Genomic DNA, 19,088 nt, shown 5'->3' on the forward strand with positions numbered 1-19,088 from the left:
ACGTTCCTAGACAGGGTCGCCGGGCAGGCTCATGTACACGTCGCGCAGCGACGCCAGCACCGCGTGCTCGGTCGGCAGCGTGGTGTCGTCGATGGCCGAGATCACCCGGACCCCGATGCTGGTGTTGGTGGCGAACGCGGCCCGCATCCCATGTGCCTCGGACAAGGTCACGGGCGACGTCGTATGTGCATGGTGCTGCTGGAGCAGGGCCATGGTGACGCCCGGCAGGACCTCGCTCTTGGGCCACACGACGGCACCGTCGGCGTCGATGAACCCGACGTTCCAGGTACCGCCCTCGGACACGAGGCCGTCGGGACCGGCGAACAGCGCGTCGTCGAAGCCCGACAGCTGCGCGGCGCGCCTGGCGTGGAGGGTCCCGAAGAGGCCGAGGTGCTTGACGGCGGGCAGGTCACGCACGTACGGCACGGTTTTCACGCGCAGCGGCGGCAGCGGCATCGGGCCGGTGGGGCGCGTGGTCACCAGAATGTGCGGGGTCGCCGGCGATGAGGGGTGCCCCATGTCCAGGGCCGGGTCGAAGACGCTCACCCGGACGATGAACGACCCCTCCCGCCCGGTCACGCCCCGGCGCACGTACTCCCGTACACGGGCGGTGTCGAGCTGGGCGCCGAACACGGTCCGGCAGTCACGTTCAAGCCGCTCCAGGTGCAGGGCGAGACCACGCACCCGCTGGTCGTCCACGCGCATTGAGGTGAAGTGCCCATAGTTGGTCAGCGCCAGGGCCTTCAAGGACTCGGGGTCGGCGGGGCGTCCATTCAGTTCCATCACAAGGATCAGTGTGGCAGCGGGTGCTCGGGCGCCCGACCCCGAAGGCTGCGAACGGGCACGGAAGTTCAGCAAGAGTTCCTTCCCTGAGCGGCACCTCCACCGTTCTTCTTGTCATGACGCCGCTACCGAACGTCGCCATCAGCCTCAATCCGGACCCGGCGCGCATCGCCGAGAAGGAGAACCGTGGAGAACCACCCCGACATGACGACCGACGACGTGAAACCCGCCGTGCCAGCGCAGCAGCTGCGGGACGAGATGGTCAGGCAGCTCGTCGACATGGAAGCCCTCCGGGACAGCCGTGCCGTGGCCGCCTTCCAGAAGGTCCCGCGCCATCTCGCCACCCCCGAGCAGGACGTGGCGACGACCTACCGCGTGGAACACGCTGTGATCACGAAGACGGACGCCGACGGCGTTCAGCTCAGTTCTGTGTCCGCGCCCCGTATCCAGGCCATGCAGATCGAGCAGGGTGACATCCGTCCGGGAATGCGCGTTCTGGAGATCGGTTCGGGGGGCGTCAACGCCGCGTACCTGGCTGAGATCGTCGGGAAGAACGGCCTCGTGGTCACCGCCGACATCGACCCGGAGGTGACGGGGCGCGCGGAGAAGTTCCTGCACGAGACCGGCTACGAGGGCCGGGTCCGCGTCGTCACGGGAGACGGTGAGGCGGGAGTACCGGAGTACGCCCCGTACGACCGTGTCATTGTCACGGTGCAGGCCGCCGACGTCCCTCCGGCGTGGCGGGATCAGCTCGTGGAGGGGGGCCGGCTCGTCGTCCCGCTGCGGATGCGCGGCATGACGCGCACGGTGGCGTTCGTCCGCCGCGGGCACCGGCTGGTCAGCGACGGGTTCGAGCTGTGCGGCTTCGTTCCGATGCAGGGGGTCGGCGAGAACCGGGTCCGTCTGGTGCTACTGCATGACGTCGAGGGTGAGGAGGTCGGTCTGCGGCTGGACGGGCACCCGGAGCCCAACGTCGAGGCCCTGCGCGCCGCCCTGAACGCTCCGCGCGTCGAGGCGTGGTCCGGGGTGACGCTGGCGGGTGACGAGTCGAACGAACACCTCGACCTGTGGTTGACCACCGTCTTCGACAACCTCCCGCTCCTGACCGGGACACCGGCGGCCCGTGCCCGCGGGCTGGTCGCATCTGTCTCCCCGCACGGCATTCCCACGCTCGTCGAGGGCGCCAGCTTCGCCTACCGGACGGTCCGGCCGACCGACGATCCCGACCGGTTCGAGCTCGGTGCCATCGCCCACGGCCTTCACGCCCAGGCGGTCGGCGACGCGATGGTCGAGCAGATCAAGGTCTGGGGCCGGGAGCAGCGCGGCAACCGCGCCCGCATCGGGGTATACCCGGCGGATACGCCGGACGACCAGCTACCCGCGGGCCGCGTCATCGACCGGCCGCACACGCGGATCGCGATCACCTGGCCGTAGCGCCAACGGCACGGGCCAGGCAGCAAAGGCACAGCCACCACCACATTCCCAGGAGGAACGAGATGGCACCGCAGACCAGCGCAACGATCAAGACCGGTACCGAGTACGCGCCGGACGCCGGCTCGGATTTCGACCTCGACATCGAGATCCTCGCCTCTGCCCCGGTCGTGGCCGGGCTGCTCAACGACACCGGCGACGGCTGCACCTCCACCTGTCAGTCGGCCTGCTCCAACAGCACCTGCATCGGCGGCTGATCAAGCGGCACGGGGTCCGGGGCCCAGAGGCCGCCCCGGACCCCGCATCACACCGCGACGATGAAGGAGGCACTGCGATGTACCACGCCGTTGACGCCGCGCTCATCAGAACCGCGGCCCGCCCGCTGGCGGCCGAGCCGCCCTCCTGGCCGGACGTGGACGGCGACACCGCCGCCGACGTTCACCGCTGGCGGCAGTGGATGGGGCGCACCTGGGCCGACGACACCACGGCGGCGGCCATCGAGGTCGCCAGCCCCGCGCTGGCGTTAGCCGTGCACGGCGTGCTCGCCGGCCACATCCAGCGGCCACGTCCGGTGCGACGCGCCGTCGTGTCCCTGATCCGCTACCTCCTGCGGATGCGGCACCGCGCCACTCCCTTCGGCCTGTTCGCGGGAGCCACGCCCCTCCGCCTTGGCGACACCGTGGAAGTCCGTTGGGGAACGCGGCACCGCGTCACCGCCCGCGCGGACGCGAAGTGGTTGAACGACGCGGTCACCGCCCTGGAGACGCACCCTGGCCTGCTGCGGCTCCTGCCCGTCATGGCCGACCCCACCTGCTTCATTCGGGGCACCAAGGTCGTCCTGCCGCACCAGCCCGGCGTGGACGGGCCCGCCGAGGTGACCCTGCGGCGCACCCCAGCCGTTGAGACCGTGCTCAACCTCGCCCGCACCCCCATCACGGTCGAGGACATCGCGGCCAAGCTGCGGGGCGACTACCCGGACACCCCCACCACCGTGATCGAGGACATGCTGCGCCACCTCGTCGCGCACCGCGTTCTCCTCACCAGCCTGCGGGCACCCATGACCACCGACGACGCCCTCGGCCACGCCATGTCTCAACTCGCCTCCCTCGGCGCGGACGCCGTCTCCCAGGCCGCGCCCACCATCGCGCAACTCCGCCGGATCCACCAGCTCCTCACCCGCCACGACGCCGAACCGGCCGACGAGCAGCGGACCATCCGCGCCGAGGCGACCCACCGCATGACGGCCGTGACCGGGACGACCGACCGGCTACTCGCGGTGAACCTGCGCCCCGACTGCGACATCGCTCTCCCCACGGAGGTCGCCCGTGAGGCGGAGCGCGCATTGGCGGTCATGGCACGCATCTCGCCATTCCCGAACGGGGCCGTGGCCTGGCAGGACTACCGCGCCCGCTTCCTGGAGCGGTACAGCATGGGCGCCCTGGTCCCGCTACGAGATCTCACCGACCCCGACATCGGCCTGGGCTTCCCGGCCGGCTACCGGGACTCCGCCCTGAGCCGGCCCGTCCTGGCTACCACCCGCCGGGACGAACACCTCCTGGCACTCGCCCAGGAAGCCGCAGTGAACGGCGTTCGGGAAGTCGTCCTCACGGGAGAGGACTTCGCCGCGCTCGCGGTTGGCGATGTCTCCCAGGTGCCCGCGCACGTCGAGCTGTGCTTCACGGTGCTCGCGAAATCCCAGGCCGCCTTGCAACAGGGCCGCTTCGAGCTGTCCCTCGCGGGCCTGTCGCTGGCGGCCGGAACGACTACTGGACGCTTCCTGGCGACGCTGGAGGACGTCGACCAACAGCGCATGCTGGCCGCCTACGCCGCCTTGCCCACCTTGGCCGCGAGCGCCGTCCGGGTTCAGGTCTCCAGCCCGCCGCTGCGGCTGCGCACCCAGAACGTCAGCCGTACCCCCGCCGTCGTACCGCACCTGCTCTCCCTTGCCGAGCACAACCCGGCCGCCACACTCCAGTTGGACGATCTCGCCGTCGGCGCGGACTCCCAACGCCTCTACCTGGTATCGCTCGCCACCGGCAGGCGCGTCGAGCCGTCGGTGCTGAACGCCGTGGAACTCAGCAACGCCACACACCCGTTGGTCCGCTTCGTGACCGAGGTCCACCGCTCGCACGTCGCCGTGCTGGCGCCCTTCGCCTGGGGAGCCGCCGTTCGACTGCCCTTCCTGCCCGCGGTCCGCGTCGGCCGCACGATCCTCTCCCCGGCCTGCTGGCGGCTGAGGAAGCGCGACCTGGGTGCGCACGACGGGACCGGCTGGATACGCCGACTCGTGGACTGGCGCTGCCGTTACGGGGTATCCCGCACGGTCTTCGTCGGCTCCGACGACCAGCGCCTGCGACTCGACCTCGACGACCCCACGCACCTGCAGATGCTGCGCAGTGAGGTAGAACGCACCGACACGGTTACCGTGCACGAGGCACCGGAGGAGGCCGCGTACGGCTGGCTCGGCCGCGCTCACGAGATCACCATGCCGTTCGCCTCAACCCTCCCGCCCGCCACCCCACTTCCGTTCCATGGCACGGTGGTTCGTCGTGACTCCGGGCGCCTGCCCGGCACCTCCCGGTGGGCGTACCTGAAGCTCTACTGCCATCCCGAGCGCGCCGTGGAGATCCTGACCACGTACCTGCCCACGTTGTTCGAGCAGTGGGAGGACGGGGCACCGTCATGGTGGTTCACCCGCTACAGCGACTCGGGCACCCACCTCCGTCTCCGGCTCAAGCTGCCCGGCACGCACGCCTTCGGCGGCACGGCCCAGCGCGTCGGGGCCTGGGCGGCGGCGCTCCGCGACGACGGACTGATCAGCCGCATCCAATGGGACACCGACGAGCCAGAGACCGGCCGCTACGGAACCGGACACGTCCTCGACGCCGCCGAGCACTTCTTCGCCGCGGACTCCGCCGCCGCAACCGCGCAGCTGGCTCTCGTCATCCCGGCCGACTTTCGCCCGGCCGTCACCGCGGCCAGCTTCGTGGACATCGCGGTGGCCTTCACCGGCAGTCCGGTCGCTGGCCATCGCTGGCTGGTGGAAAACCTGCTGAAGTCGGAAGGCACCGCGCCCGCTCGCGACGTACAGAATCAGGCGGTACGCCTCTCCGCCCCGGACACCGGCCTCGCCACGCTGCGCTCGCTGCCCGGAGGCGACCGCGTCGCCGCAACCTGGGCCCGCCGCAGGACTGCCCTGGAGCAGTACCGCATCGCCCTCACCAACGAGGGCAACGCCGATCCACTCGCCGTCCTGCCCTCCCTCCTGCACATGCACCACAACCGGGCCGCCGGCATCGACCCGGACGGCGAGGCCACCTGCCGCCGCCTGGCGCGCACCGCCGCGCTGTCGTGGACCACGCGACACCGGGGAGCACCGAGGTGACGACCGCCTCGTCGTTGAACACCACCCGGCAGTCGCTCGCCCACGGCCCGCTCGGTACGGCCCTGCTTCCCATCGAACGGGCCCACCGTGGCACCGGCTCCTGGCAAGCCGTGCACAGCCATCTCGCCACCATCGGGCCCCTCATCGACGGCCCGGAGGCGAGTCTCTTCCTCGGCGCACCCGCGATGGCCTACGTCCTGCACCTGGCAGCCGCCGACAGCGACCGGTACGCAGGCGCCCTGCACACCCTCGACACGATCGTCGCCACGCACACCCGCCGCCGACTGGACGCCGCCCACGCGCGCATCGACGACGGGGCCCAGACCAGCTTCGCCGAGTACGACTTGCTACGCGGACTGACCGGACTCGGCGCCCTCCTGCTGCGCCGCGCCCCCGAAGGCGACGCGCTGAAGGGCGTACTGGAGTACCTGGTACGCCTCACCGAGCCGATCTCGAGCCCCGACGGACGCCCCCTGCCTGGCTGGTGGGTCTGGCACGGCCCCACACACCTCGACGCGCCCATGCCCGGCGGCCACGCCAACGCCGGACTGGCCCACGGCATCGCCGGCCCGCTCGCACTCCTCGCACTCGCCGCACGGCGCGGCATCACCGTGCCCGGCCACCACGACGCGATGCTCCGGATCTGCCGCTGGCTGGACCGGATACGTCAAAGCGATCATGCCAGCACCCGCTGGCCACGATGGGTCACCTCAACCACCGTAGTCCCCGACCACCCGGCCACTCCCTCCTGGTGCTACGGCACCCCAGGGCTGGCCCGCGCCCAGCAGCTCGCCGCCATTGCCCTCGGAGACCCCCACCGGCAACGCATGGCCGAGCGGGCACTCCTCGCATGCCTCTCCGGTCCGCTCCAACTCGCCCAACTCACCAGCCGCGGCCTGTGCCACGGCGTCGGTGGCCTACTGCGCACGGTCCAACGCGTCGCCCAGGACGCGGAGGACCCCGCCGTGTTCAAGTCGCATCTCCGCGAGCTCCGCGAACGCTTCCTAGCCCTCCGCCCTCCGAAGGAGGACGGACTGCTCGAAGGGACCGCAGGAGCAGTCCTGGCATTCCAGAGCGCCGAACCGGACTCCGAGCCCGCCACCGACTGGGATGCCTGCCTGCTCCTGTGCTGAGGAGACGACGAAGTGGACCACAAGGAAGCCTCTGCTCTGGAAGCCGCCATCCTGGCCGTCCTCACCGGAACGCCGGTGAGGGAGGCAGCGACCCAGGCGTGCACGTCCCCGGCCCGGCTCGCCGACATGGCCGACCGCTACCGCGCGGCCGGCGTGGCCACTCTCGACACCCAGCCGACGGGCTGGCACCAGGTGAACATCGAGTTCACCGACTACCCCACCGCCGAGCACGCCTTTCGCGCATTCCTCCTGCCGTCCCTGCGGGCCGACCCGGTCGGCGGGTGGTGGTTCGTGCGCAAGCACCCCTGCTGGCGCCTACGCGTCCAGCCGGACAGGGACGCGCGGGGCGCAGACACGGTCAGCCGCGTCGCCGAAGCGCTCGACCACGCAGCGTCCCGAGGCGCCGTCCAACGATGGTGGCCCTCCCTGTACGAGCCGGAGACAGTCGCGTTCGGCGGCACCTACGGCATGACGCTCTCGCACATGCTGTTCCACGTAGACAGCGTCGGTGTTCTCGACCACCACGAGCGGGCGGCAGACGGCGCCTGCGATCTCCTCGGCCCCAAGGAGACGTCCCTGCTCCTCATCACCGCATTCCTCCGCGTGGCCGGACTGGAGTGGGGCGAACAGGGAGATGTCTGGGGACAGGTCGAGGAACATCGGCCACTACCCCCTGATGTGCCTCAGGGCCAGGTCGGTCGTATGGCGCCTCCGCTGCGGCGACTCCTTGCCCTCGATACGGACGCCCTCCTCGCCGACGGCCCTCTGACGCCACTGCGAACCTGGGTCATCGACGTACGCAGCAGCGGAAGAGCACTCGGGCATGCCGCACGTGCCGGTAGCCTCCGCATCGGGCTGCGCAGCGTCCTGGCCAGGCACGTCCTTTTCCACTGGAACCGTATGGGCTTCACCACCCGCCAACAGGCCATCTGGGCCCGCGCCGCACGCGAGGCGATCCTCGGCCGCTGAGCGGCCGAAGGTGGTCAGGGAGCCAGCAGGGCGACGATCGCCGCCACTTCGGTACGCCAGGCGCGCACCTGGTCCTCCGTGGGGCCGATCTCGTACTGGTGGTAGTGGCATCCCAGACACAGCTGGCTCCACACGGCCCTCGCCCGGCGAGCGGTTCCGGCCTCGGCGCAGATGCGGAGCCAGATGAGTGAGGCCCGCATGGTGCCCTCACAGATTGCGTGCGGCGCGCCGTGGGCGGCGAGGCAGATGGCGACCGCGCTCTCCAGTGCGGCGCGGAGGGCGAAGGCAGCACCGCGACACCGGCTTGCCGCGGTGACCGGGAGCGCGCTGCCGCCGTTGGCAGAGCCGGTTGTGGCGGCGTCACCGTTGTTCTCAATGAGCAGCTCTGCTGTGTCGAGCAACTGATGCATCGTCACATTCACTGGGTGGGCTCCTCCGGCTTGCGTACGGTCTCCGCGACGGCCGCGATGGCCCCCACGAACCGAAGCGGGTCGGGCATCGGCGTGCCGGCCGGGTGTGCGCCCTCCTGGCACCGCCGGATGAGGTTCACGGCCCCGGAGCCGCACCGCCTGCGCAGCTCCCGGTAGACGTCACCGGTCCTGGACGGGTCCCCGAAGAGCCCCAGGGCGGCGATGTCCATCAGCTTGACCGCGGCCATGACGGTCTTCTCCGCCTCGTGCTCGGCCAGTCCAGCGCGGTGGAGGCGCAGCCACGCCGCCTCGGAGAATGCGCGTTCCAGGACGGTGCGGCAGAGACCGGGCAGTACATGGGTCAGGGCGGCCGGCGGAAGGTTCCGCGTACGGGCGAGGGCGCGTGCGTCGGCCAGCGCCTGGCCGACGGGATCGGTCACCCGGCGCACGGTCACCGCCGAGCGCCCCTCCCGTTCCACCTCCAGTACGGTCACCGGCAGATCCTGGCTGGTGAACGCCCGCTGGAGCCGCGTGTCGTGGGTGAACACCACGACCTGCCGGGTCTCACCGAGGTCGTGCAGGACCTTCGCGAGGCCGTGGACCTTCGCGGGGTCCATGGACTGCACGGGGTCGTCGATAACGATGAACGCGAAGGGGCTGTCCGGCGCGGCGGCACGCGGCAGGAAGAGCGAAAGCGCGAGGGAGTGCAGTTCGCCCTGGCTCATGACGCCGAGAGCCGCCGCCTCCGTACCGTCCACGGACACATCCATCACGAGCTTGCGCACGGTGGCCTTCTCACTGCCGGCGAGGCGTACGGAACGCAGGTCCACGTTGCTCTGCTGGCGCAGTTCCTCCCAGATCCGCTGCGAACGCTCCTCGAAGGGCCGCAGCCGGTCCTCGCGCAGCTCGGCACACGCCTCCCTGAGCCAATTGCGGGCCGCCCTGACCCGGCTCAGCTTCGGCCTGGCCTCCACCGCGGTCCGCGCCCGGCCGAGCCACCCCGCGACGCGGGTGACGCACTGCCGCCACGTCTCGTCGAGCATCTCCAGTTCCCGGGCGGCTTCCTCCCGCAGAGCCGCACAGGCATCGGCAAGGACGAGCGCGGCGGTCTCGGCGCGGGCAGCGAGCCGCTCGGCATCGTCGATCGCCCGGCAGGACGCCCACTCCTCCCACGGGGCGACGAGCGGAGCGGGCAGCCACGCGGGGGCCCGCGCGATGAGGTAACGGACGGCGTCCACCGCTTCTCCCAGCTCGGTGCGTGCCTGCTGGGCGGTGGCGGCCTCCCGCCGCAAGGCCGCCACCTGTTCAGCAGTCCGTTCGGCCCATACCTTGTCGAGCGGCCGGGCGGACCCGCACACCGGGCAGGTGCCCTCGTCTGCGTGCCGACGGCTGTGGTCCAAAGCCCCGGCCAGCAGTTCGGCGCGCTGGTGGGCGTCCTCGGCACCGGAGGCACGCACGTCATCGAGTACCGCTACGGCCTTACGCAGTCGGTCCACGGCCGCGCCGACCGCGTCGAGGTCGGGGCCTGTCAGCGCGACGGTCGCGCGAAGCTCCCGGAGACGACCGTCGTCCGCGTCGGGCAGCCCCGTCACAAGGGCATCCAGCCCAGTGAAGTCGGGCCTGCCTGACCCGCAGATGGCCGCCAGCGCGAGCCTTGCCCGGGGGTCGTCCAGCGCGGACAGCTCCTCGACGAGTGCGGGACGTTCGGCCTCGGCCGTCCTCACCGCGGAGTTGAGCTCCTTCTCGATGGCCTGGAGCCGCTCGTCCGCGGCCGCCAGTTCGCCGAGCCCGAGGATGGTGGCGACCGAGTCGAAGAGCTCGCTGGGCTTGCCGCTGATCACCTTGTCGAGATCGGAGTACGCCAGGAAGGGCCGGTAGTCGATCAGCGCCCGCTCCCAGCCGGCGTCCTTGAAAGGCCGCCGACCGTGCCCCGGCCGATTGAACTCGACCTCGGGAGCAGTGACGTCGTCGCCCGGCCAGGCGCACGTCAGCGTGGACGGCCGGGCGTCACCCGCGATGGCGAGGCGGACCTCGATCTTCGGCTCGGTCCCGTCGTGCAGGTTGCGCCAGTGCCTGCGCCATACCTCGCCGCGCTGCTTGTCGAAGCGGGCGGTCCGGCCGGTGAACGCCGTCTCGGCGCCCTCGGCAAAGCTGGATTTTCCCGATCCGTTGCGCCCCACCACGAGAGTGACACCGGGCTTCGCGCTCAGCCGCAGACGTGCCTTGCGGCCGATGCCGCGAAAGCCGCTGACGCTGATGGACTCCAGGAACACCTTGTGGTCGGGCTGCGGGCCGGTGGAGGCAGCCGAGCTGGCTCCCGCCCCTCGCAGCGCCTCGCGAAGGAGCGACTTGGTCGTCTCGGCGAGGCTGGACACTTCCAGACGGGCGGCCACCTCGGAGAGCGCCGAGGACCTGCCGCCGCCGAAGGGCTGCCCGGCCTGCTCGACGCGCTCGGGGGGCGGGTTCTGCCCGGGGTCTTCCGCCATGGTGCTCTCCGCTCTTCCGTTGTCTGTTCCGACGAGGAGCCGGCCGGGCGGGGCGCGGTGATGGGAGGGACGAGCCTCCGGCTGCGTACGAGCCCGACGCGACGGGACAGACGTTAGAGACGGAAAGAGTGCAAGACCTACGCCTGGCACGATAACCCTGGTTATCGAATGCCGAGGTCAGGTGAGTCGTTTCTGGTTGAGGTTTGGGCTACTTTGCGGCAGGTGCCCAGAGGGCGGCCACGATCTCCATCTGTTTGAGGACGAGGTCGACCGCCGTGCGTTCCTCCTCCGGCGGGTAGTCGAACATCGCCAGTACGCGGCGGATGCGAGTGCGGAGCTTGGCTCGGACGGGCTCGCGGGAGAGCCAGTCGACGGAGAGGTTCTTCTGGATGTCCTTGACCAACGCCCGGGCGATCTTGGCGAGTGTGTCCTGACCCCCTTCCATCAGCTCGGCCATGTTGCGGTGCGCGACCGCGTCGTAGAAGGCCAGCTCGGCGTGGGTCAGCGGCGGGTCGAACTGCTCGCCGCGGCGGGCCTCCGCCGACACCTCCCTGGCCAGGGCGGCGAGTTCGGCAATGACCTGGGCGCTGGTGAGCTGCTGAAGCATGTACCGCTTCATCAGGTCGTCAAGGCGCTGGGAGAAGCTCTCGTTGCGGACGACGTTGTGCTTGGTCACCTCTCGCATCCTCTGCTGGATCATGCGGCGCAGTGCCTCGGTGACCAGGTGCGGAGTTTCGGAATTCTCCAGCCTGCGCAGCTGCGCCTCGTTGAGGCGGGTGATGTCCAGCCGGCCGATCCCGGCCTCCGCGTACAGGTCGGTGATCTCGTCGGCGTCAACGACGGAGGCCGCAAGGGCCTGCAGGTAGCGCTGGACCTCGGCGCTGAGCGGCTCCCCGCTCGCCTCGCGCTGGGCGGCGTCGAGCTTGATCATCCAGGCACGGACCTCGCTGAAGAAGGAGATATCACGGCGCCAGTCGTCCAGTTCTTCACAGCGCTCGGTGATCTCCTTACTCATCGCGCAGACACGGTAGAAACGATCCAGCCGGGCGGCGCTGTCCTTGAAGCGAGCGGAGAGCGGTTTGGCAGGGGGCTCGACCTTGTTGCCCGGGTTCTTCGGGTCGCGCAGGAAGTCGGCGGTCAGGCGCAGTGCGCGCTTGCGGGAGTCGGGGCGGCGGGTGTCGGCCAGCCACTCCTTCCAACGGCTCCCGGCCAGCAGCCCCTTGATAGTGGCCAGCTCGTTCTTGACCTCGGTGACGGCTCGCTCGATGTCCGCGCCGAGGGTCTGGTCCTTCCGGTCCTGGTCCGAGTACTCGCGCAGGGCCTTGGCGAGGTTGTCGGTGAGCGGCGCGTAGCCGACGAGCAGGCCGTCCTGCTTGTTGCGGAAGCGGCGGTTGACGCGGGCCAGGGCCTGCATCAGGTTGGCACCCTGCATGGGGCGGTCCATGTACAGGGTGTGGATGGGCGGCGCGTCGTAGCCGGTGAGCAACATCGAGTGGACGATGAGCAGTTCCAGCTCGTCGTCAGGGTCCTTGGCGCGCTTTTGGATGACCTTCTGCTGGGACTTGCGCAGCGAGTGCTTGCGCAGGTGCTCGGGGTCGGAGTGGTCGCCATGGAAGACGATCTTCATGACGCCCTTGTCGACCTCCGTGCTCACCCAGCCGGGCCGCCGCTCGGCCAGCGCGTCGAAAACCCGTACGCAGATGTCGCGGGTCGCGCACACGAGTATCGCCTTGCCGGGCCCGCCGATGTCGGGCTTGACCAGCTCGCGCCGCTGCTCCCAATGGGCGATCAGGTCGTCCGCGAGCGTCGCTATGCGGTCGGGAGCGCCGTAGACAGTGTTCATCGTCGTCGCGTACTGGATGGCCCGGCGGCGTTCGGCGTCGTCCATGCCCTCGGTGAGGGTGTTGGCCTGCTCGTCAAGCTTTCCTGGGTCGACGCCATCGGGCAGGTCGACCTCGATGACGCGCGGCTCGTGGAACACACGGACCGTTGCCCCGTCGTCGACGGCGCGCGTCAGGTCGTAGATGTCGATGTACTCGCCGAAGACGGCACGGGTGTCGGCCTCGGCCTTCGAGATCGGCGTACCGGTGAAGGCGAGCAGGGTGGCGTACGGCAGGGCGTCGCGCAAGTGGCGGGCGTAGCCGTTGAGGCTGTCGTAGTGCGAGCGGTGAGCCTCGTCGACGATCACCAGGATGTTGCGGCGCTCGGAAAGGAGGGGGTGGGACTTGCCGGCGTCCTTCTCCTCCTTGCTCAGTCCGAACTTCTGGAGGGTCGTGAAGACGATCCCGCCGACGTTGCGACGCGCCAACTCGAAGCGCAATTCTTCCCGTTTGTCGACCTGGTGCGCCTTCTGCCCGAGCAAGGTCTCGCTGTCGAGGAAGGTGTCGTAGAGCTGATCGTCGAGGTCATTGCGGTCGGTGATGACGACGATGGTGGGGTTGTTCAGGGCCGGGTGGCGGGCGACCAGCGCCGCCGTCTCCACCATCTCCTCCGACTTGCCCGCGCCCTGCGTGTGCCAGACCACGCCGGCCTGGCCGTTCGTCCGCGAAGCCTCGACAACGGCGTCCACCGCCTTGTTCACCGCGAAGTACTGGTGCGGCTTCGCGATGCGCTTGCCGGAGAGAGGCTCTCCCGGCTTGGGCGGGGGGAAGTTGACGAAGTTGCGGGTGAGGGAGAGGAACCGGTCCTGCGTGAACAGGCCGTGCAGGGCCAGGTTCAGCGCGTCGAGGCCGTCGTAGCCGGGCTCGTTGGTGTCGACGCGCTCGCCCTCGTGGTCGACGTTCCAGGGCGCGAAGTGCTCGTACGGCGTGAATGCCGTGCCGTACTTGGCGGTTATCCCGTCGGAGACCAGGCAGAGGACGTTGTAGCGGAATGCAATCGGGAACTCCAAGATGTACGTCTGGAGTTGGGCGTGCGCCGACTTGAGGGTGGCGTTCTCGTCGGAGGCGCTTTTGAGTTCGATGACGGCGAGGGGGAGGCCGTTGACGTACAGAACGATGTCGAAGCGACGGTGGCTGCCGTCAGTGTCCCGGACCGTGACCTGGTTGACAGCGAGGTAGCTGTTCGCGTCGGGGTCGGTAAAGTCGACGAGGCGGACGGTGGGGGTCTGCTCGGCGCCGAACTCGTCGGTGTAGGTAAGGCGAATGCCGGCAGTCAGGTATGCGTGGGCCTGCTTGTTCTCCGGGTACGCCTCGCGAGAGGCGGGGTCGGTGGCGATACGGAGCGCTTCGTGGACGGCGCTTGCGGTCAGCTCCGGATTCAGTTTCTCGATGGCTGCCTGGAGTTCGTCGTGGAGGACCAGGTCGTCCCAGTCGCGGCGATGGCCGGTACCGGGGGCTAGGTCTTTGCCGGGCTTGGCCTGCCAGGCGAGCTCGGCGAGTTCGTCCAGGGCCAGGTGCTCCCAGGTGGCCTCAGTCATTTTGGCGTCGAGGTGGGCGGGGGTGTGCTCGCTGCTGCTTCCTGTGGTCATACGGCGTCCTCCACGATCTTCTCGGCGTCCCGGACGCGGAGCTTGCCGGACATCAGTTGGGGGAGGAGGGTGTCGCGGAGGTCGGCTAGGCCGCGCGACTCATTGCGGGCTTGCATGGCCCGATCAACCAGTGCCTGTGCCTGCCCCCGCGCGTCTCCAAGTACACGTGGGTCAACGACCGTCGAATTCATCACTTCATCCGGCCGCACTCGCTGATGACTCTTGGAAGTACCGGTCACTTTGGCGGCAAGACCGCCAAGCAGCTCAGGCTGGGACAGGACCGCCCAGAGCTCGGCCGTGGTCACTCCATTCTGCGGCTCCAACACCAGGAACTCGGTAGATGCAAGGGCTGGAATTTTACGATCCGGGGAAACATTCCACACCCGAGGGATTTCGGGGTTCAATTTCGACAAAAGGACGGACGGCTGTCGGACTGCAAATTTCGCGCTCTTGATGGATCGGGGATCTGTGATTTCCGGCATCGCACCAGAGTCGAACGCAGGCAGGCTGTAATGAGCTACGTTCACCTCAGTCAGATTTTCCGGCACTACTTGCCCCTTGCGCAAGACCGCGATCTCTCCCACAGGGATACGTGCCTCCTGTGACTGCTCCGAAAAGATGCCCCTGCAAAGGCTTTCGGCGGTGTATGCGACGCGCTTGTTGATCTCGACTTTATCGTCCAATGCGCCAACTGCGACAGCGATGGCCCTTTGCTCCGCAGGCTCCGGCAGCGAAATCCGGATCTGAGTGATGTAGTTCCGATTGAGCATGGGCTGAGCGGCCCCAGAATTGTATCCAGAAAAATCGATTCGATCAAGCAGGTAATAAGTGAACCTCGGGTCATTTCCCTGGAAATCTGTAACATAAAGTGCCGTATTGAGCGGCCAGAAATCGGTATCGCAATACGTCGCCTTGCCCATAGACGCCCCGGCGCGCCCCAGCACGACTCCCGGTGCTTTAGCCATCGCCGTGTCATGCGCACCGCTCTGGCCCGCAGCGCCCATGACAGGCACGCTTCCGGCTCTCCTTTGGGAGGTCGGGAGGTCGTGGCCACGCTGAAGCTTGACCAACTGGTCCAAGGTGGTCTGGCGCCACTCAGCCATCGATCCTCCTCAACTGCTCCCGCACTACTGCATCCAGCCGCGCCGACTCGTCCAACTGCTCGAACAGTTCCTTCGTCAGCCGAGCGATTCGCTCCTCCACTGGCTCTGCGTCCGGGTCTTCCTCGGGTTCTGCCGCCCCCACATACCGCCCCGGCGTCAACACATAGTCGTGCTTCTCGATCTCCTCCAGCGTCGCGCTGTAGCAGTACCCCGGCACGTCCTCGTATGTAAGGCCCTTGTCCTTCGCCGACTTCGTGCCCCGCCAGGCGTGATAGGTGTCGGAGATCTTCTCCAAGTCCTCGTCCTCAAGGACACGCTCTGTGCGGTCACGCATCATGCCCATCGACCGCGCGTCGATAAACAGGACTTGGCTTCGCCGGTCCTCCAGCGCCTTCGTGCCCCGCCGAGCCTTCTCCTTGGTGAGAAACCACAGGCATGCCGGAATCGAAGTCGTACGGAACAAGTTTCCCGGCAGCGCGATCATGCAGGACACCAGATCCGCCTCGACCATCGCCGCGCGAATCTCTCCCTCGCCCGACTGTTTGGACGACATCGAACCGTTCGACAGCACCACGCCCGCGCTGCCCCGATCCCCCAGTTTGGACACGATGTGCTGGAGCCACGCGTAGTTGGCGTTCGACTGCGGCGGAACCCCGTACCGCCACCGCCTGTCGTCCGACTTCCTCGCCCAGTCGGACATGTTGAACGGCGGGTTGGCCATCACGAAGTCGGCCTTCAGGTCCGGCAGTTTGTCGTCCGCGAACGTGTCTGCCCAGCGGTCGCCGACGCCCTTCGGGTCCATGCCGTGGATGGCGAGGTTCATCTTGGCCAGGCGCCACGTGCGTTCGTTCGCCTCCTGGCCGTAGATTGCGATGTCGTGCGTGTGGTCTTTACCGCGCCGCCGTGCCACGAACTTGCCGCTCTGCACGAACATGCCTCCCGAACCGCAGCACGGGTCATAAACCCGCCCCTCATACGGCTCCAGCACCTCGACGATCAGGCGGACCACGCTCGCCGGGGTATAGAACTCGCCGGCTCGCTTGCCCTCGGCACGGGCGAACTTCTCCAGGAAGTACTCGTACGTCTCGCCCAGCACGTCCTGCGCCGGGCGGTCGCCATGACCCGTGAAGCGCGCGTCGCTGATGAGGTCGACAAGTTCCTTCAGGCGCTTCTGGTCGACGTTGTCGCGGTTGAAGATCTTAGGGAGGACGCCGGTGAGGGTCTTGTTGGCCTTCATCACCTCGTCCATGGCCGTGTCCAGGAGCGCGCCGACGCCGTCCTCCGCGCTGCCCGCGTTCTCCGAGATGTAGCCCCAGCGGGCCGTCGGGGGAACCCAGAAGACGTTCTTCTCCGTGTACTCGTCCTTCTCCTCGAGGAAGGCCGCCCGGCGGTGCTCCGGGATCTGGGCCAGTTCGGGGTCGGCTGCCAGTTCCTCGCGGCGTTCGGCGAAGGCGTCGGAGACGTACTTCAGGAAGACCAGGCCGAGCACGAACTCCTTGTACTGGGCGGCGTCCATGGAGCCGCGGAGCTTGTCCGCGGCCTTCCACAGGATGTCCTGGATCTCCTTGGTGCTGGAGACACTGAGCAGTTCGCCCTGTCCGGCGGCTGCCGCGGCTCGCTTGCGGGGAGGCATTGTTCCTTCTTCCGGCTTGTCAGTGGATGTGCGCGGACGGATTACGTGCGGTCGATGGTTCGGGGTTCGCCGAGGGTGAGGGTGCCGTCGGCCAGGCCGGCGATCGTCAGGCGGCGGGCCTCGGCGAGGGCGTCGGACTGTGCCCGCAGCAGGCGTTCCCGGCGTTCGGTCTCGGCCAGAAGGGCATCGAAGCGCAGCACATCCTCCGGGTCGAGGTCGGGGAGCTGGTAGTCCTCGATGCGGCGAGCGGGGCGTACGGCACTGGGGCTGCGGGCGGTGCCACGGGCCGCGCCGAGCAGGGCCGCCAGGACCCGGGGGGTGAGCGGACGGGCGGCGTCGGCGTTGACGCGGAGGATGCGGGCCGGGAACGCGACGACCGAGAAGCCGTCGTGGTCGACATGTATGCCGAGGCGGGGCGCGAGGGTGTAGACGACATCTCCGGGCTCGGTGAGCGCCGCTCGTTCGTACGCCGTCGCCAGCAGCAGACGGTCGATACGGCGCCCGCCCACGGCTCGTTCGCCCGTGATCTCCTCGGGGCCCAGGACCGTGTGCTGGCCGTCGCGGGTGACGTGCTTCTCGTCGATCCGGTGGCCCGGGAGCCGGGTCACCCTGCGAGCGCTGATCAGCTTGCCGAGCGTGGTGCGCGTGGGAAGGCGGCCGACTCTGCGTAGTACGTCCCCCCGGTATGGGCCGCGCTCCTCCTCGTACGCGCGGGCCTCCGCCGACGCCCGTTCCAAGCGGGCCTCAGCCTCGGCGATCAGGGCGGGACGTTCGGTGACCTTGGCGGACCAGATCGCGGAGGCGGGCGGCGCGGGCGGGATCAGCGCACCGCCGAAGGCCCGGTCCAGGTCGGCGACGGGGACCACGCGGCCGTAGCGCGGGTCGTGGCCGTCGAGCGTTCGGAAGCCTTCCGCGCGCCAGAGGAGAACGTCCTCGGCGAGCCTCATGCACACGCCTGGCGTGAGCTGTTCCGAGCTGATGTCGGCCAGCAGCACCTTGCCTTCCGCCGCCGGGACGGGGCCCCGCGTGAGCGTCCACAGCGCGGGACGGTAGCCGGGGCGGAAGGGCAGGACCCCGCCGGGAAGCGCGATGACCGACTCGACGATGTTCTCGCGTAGGAGGGCCGAGCGGAGCTGGGCGGCCTCGGTGCTCTTCAGCTCGTCGACGAGGGCGTCGGCCGGTCCGAGGACGAGGGCCGTGCATCCAGGGCGGAGGAGGTAGGCGACGCGTTCGAGCTGCGTCAGGGCGGCGACTGCCGAGCGGTCCTCGCCGGGGCGGTACGGGAGCTGGGTGATGACGAGGTCCGGGTCCGCGAAGCGTTCTTCCAGGTCGGTACCGGTCTGCACGTCCAGGTCGAGTTCGCTGACGCCGGCCAGCAGGAGGCGGCGGCGGGTGATACGGGCGAGCCGGTCGTCGGGGTCGGCGGCGAGGACGGTGACGCGGTCGCGGTCCTCCGTGGCGTCGAGCAGCGAGGCGAGCAAGTCGCCGGCGCGGGCATGTGGGTCGGCAAGAGTGAAGGACTCGCCCCGCTCAAGGCGGACACGGAGGTCGGTGAGCCCGGTGAGCAGGCTCCGCAGCTCCGGCGTGACCGCGTCGGCGGCGAGGGAGTCCAGTCCGAGCCGGGAGCGGGCGGCGAGCAGCCACTCGTACGCGCCGCGTTCGTCGTAAGCGGACTCGATCAGCTCCTCGGCAAGGCGGGCGAGCGGGGCCACCGTGGCGTCCATGGTTCGTAGCTCGCGGAGCACGAAATCGTCCTCGGCGTCCATCCGTTCGGCTCGGCGCAGCAGCGCGGCCCAGAGTGCCTCGTCGGCTTCCGTGTCGGGAGGGAAGGCGCTCGCGTCGTCGGCCAGTGGCCGGCCGTCGAGTCGGCGCAGGCACAGCAGGCTGCCGAGCGTCTCGACCAGTTGCCATGGCGTGTAGCGGTCCCGAAGCGCGATGATGCCGAAGAGGGCCAGCTCGGACCGGAGCTCCGTCGGGGCGGCGTTGCCCAGGCCGGAGGCGATCAGCCAATCGGTCACCTGCGCGCCGTCGAACAGCGGTCGTCCCGAGTACTCGGACACGGCGGCGGGGAAGTCCGGGTGGCGTCGGCGCCAAGTGGACACGACAGGGCGCTTCACTTGGGCGAAAGCGGCGATTTCGGACATCGACATCAGGTGAGACGCTGAAGAACGCAGTGGCGCGTTCGGCGAGGCAGTTGCCACCGGTGGGCCCCTCCCCTGTCTGTCTCTCGGCACATTCGGCCGCTCCGGTCGTCGAGCCGGGGCCCGCCACCCGTGACGGTTCGGG

The 19,088-nt window shown here is 69.2% G+C and carries 12 protein-coding genes; 5 read left to right on the forward strand and 7 right to left on the reverse strand.

From position 1 onward, the window contains the following. Positions 1 to 6 precede the first annotated feature (6 nt). Complete coding sequence (locus RM780_RS10230; RefSeq protein WP_394812929.1) at positions 7 to 786, reverse strand: aminotransferase class IV family protein; 780 nt, start codon at positions 784 to 786, stop codon at positions 7 to 9. A gap of 183 nt (positions 787 to 969) precedes the next feature. Between RM780_RS10230 and fxlM the strand changes: the two genes are divergently transcribed. The 5 genes from fxlM (at position 970) to RM780_RS10255 (ending at position 7,701) form a co-directional block, all read left to right on the forward strand. Continuing rightward, entirely contained in the window at positions 970 to 2,217 is a 1,248-nt protein-coding gene (gene fxlM, locus RM780_RS10235; RefSeq protein ID WP_311630286.1) for a methyltransferase, FxLD system, read from the forward strand. 62 nt (positions 2,218 to 2,279) lie between these two features. Further along, the gene (locus tag RM780_RS10240) at positions 2,280 to 2,471 is read left to right on the forward strand and encodes an FxLD family lanthipeptide (RefSeq protein ID WP_311630287.1); all 192 of its coding nucleotides are present in this window, start codon (positions 2,280 to 2,282) and stop codon (positions 2,469 to 2,471) included. Between the two features lie 77 nt (positions 2,472 to 2,548). Then, positions 2,549 to 5,599: a lantibiotic dehydratase gene (locus tag RM780_RS10245; RefSeq protein WP_311630288.1), complete on the forward strand. Its 3,051-nt coding sequence runs from the start codon at positions 2,549 to 2,551 to the stop codon at positions 5,597 to 5,599. Continuing rightward, on the forward strand, positions 5,596 to 6,732 hold the full coding sequence (locus RM780_RS10250; protein ID WP_311630289.1) for a lanthionine synthetase C family protein: 1,137 nt from the start codon (positions 5,596 to 5,598) through the stop codon (positions 6,730 to 6,732). Before RM780_RS10245 ends, RM780_RS10250 begins: the two co-directional genes overlap by 4 nt. A 12-nt stretch (positions 6,733 to 6,744) precedes the next feature. Beyond that, entirely contained in the window at positions 6,745 to 7,701 is a 957-nt protein-coding gene (locus RM780_RS10255; protein WP_311630290.1) for a thiopeptide-type bacteriocin biosynthesis protein, read from the forward strand. Positions 7,702 to 7,715: 14 nt separating this feature from the next. Here the strand turns inward: RM780_RS10255 and RM780_RS10260 are convergent, their stop codons facing one another. The 6 genes from RM780_RS10260 to RM780_RS10285 form a co-directional block, all read right to left on the reverse strand. Beyond that, complete coding sequence (locus RM780_RS10260; RefSeq protein WP_311630291.1) at positions 7,716 to 8,123, reverse strand: hypothetical protein; 408 nt, start codon at positions 8,121 to 8,123, stop codon at positions 7,716 to 7,718. After that, positions 8,120 to 10,597 (reverse strand): AAA family ATPase, encoded by a 2,478-nt coding sequence (locus tag RM780_RS10265; protein WP_311630292.1) that lies wholly within the window; start codon positions 10,595 to 10,597, stop codon positions 8,120 to 8,122. The genes RM780_RS10260 and RM780_RS10265 overlap by 4 nt, the downstream gene beginning before the upstream one ends. Before the next feature lie 208 nt (positions 10,598 to 10,805). Continuing rightward, positions 10,806 to 14,066, reverse strand: a complete 3,261-nt coding sequence (locus RM780_RS10270; protein WP_311630293.1) for a type I restriction endonuclease subunit R — start codon at positions 14,064 to 14,066, stop codon at positions 10,806 to 10,808. Continuing rightward, positions 14,063 to 15,169, reverse strand: coding sequence for a restriction endonuclease subunit S (locus RM780_RS10275; RefSeq protein ID WP_311630294.1), 1,107 nt, complete (start codon positions 15,167 to 15,169; stop codon positions 14,063 to 14,065). The genes RM780_RS10270 and RM780_RS10275 overlap by 4 nt, the downstream gene beginning before the upstream one ends. Further along, entirely contained in the window at positions 15,162 to 16,802 is a 1,641-nt protein-coding gene (locus tag RM780_RS10280) for a class I SAM-dependent DNA methyltransferase (RefSeq protein WP_311630295.1), read from the reverse strand. Before RM780_RS10280 ends, RM780_RS10275 begins: the two co-directional genes overlap by 8 nt. 41 nt (positions 16,803 to 16,843) lie before the next feature. After that, positions 16,844 to 18,904, reverse strand: a complete 2,061-nt coding sequence (locus RM780_RS10285; RefSeq protein ID WP_311630296.1) for a hypothetical protein — start codon at positions 18,902 to 18,904, stop codon at positions 16,844 to 16,846. Positions 18,905 to 19,088: the final 184 nt, after the last annotated feature.

Origin of the sequence: Streptomyces boetiae (genome assembly GCF_031845405.1) — a bacterium.
Lineage (GTDB): Bacteria > Actinomycetota > Actinomycetes > Streptomycetales > Streptomycetaceae > Streptomyces > Streptomyces boetiae.